The organism is Saccharothrix sp. ST-888, from assembly GCF_000955975.1.
GTDB lineage: Bacteria > Actinomycetota > Actinomycetes > Streptomycetales > Streptomycetaceae > Kitasatospora.
Map to the genome: position 1 here is coordinate 1 of NZ_JYJF01000529.1, position 366 is coordinate 366.

General features: G+C 73.2%; 1 protein-coding gene. It reads left to right on the forward strand.

Annotated features, from left to right (window positions below):
- Positions 1-20 precede the first annotated feature (20 nt).
- Positions 21-366 (forward strand): hypothetical protein (locus UK12_RS45330; protein ID WP_442973921.1); only part of this gene is annotated, 346 nt, incomplete at its 3' end.

The window sequence follows — 366 nt, forward strand, 5'->3', positions numbered from 1 at the left end:
CGCAGGACCGGGCGGCGGCTGTGCTGACCGCAGCCGGATTCGACCTGGTGACCGCACGGGGAGCGGTGGCGCGACTGCTGGGCGCACCGCACCCGGACGCCGACAGCGCGGCGCTGGCCTCGATCGGGGTCGACCTGGACGCGAGCAGGGAGGCCGTGGAGGCGACCTTAGCGGCCGTCGAGTGCGACGCCGCACCCCCGCTGACCCCGATGCCGCCCTCCATCTACTGCCAGGACCACCCCAACCCACGCGCCTTCCCTACTTGTAGATCCTCCAGCCGATCGGCCAGGTCCCGCATCGCCCGGACCGCCCGCAACCCCACCGCCGGATCCCGGCTGCTCGCATCTTCCGCGAGCTGCTTCGTGC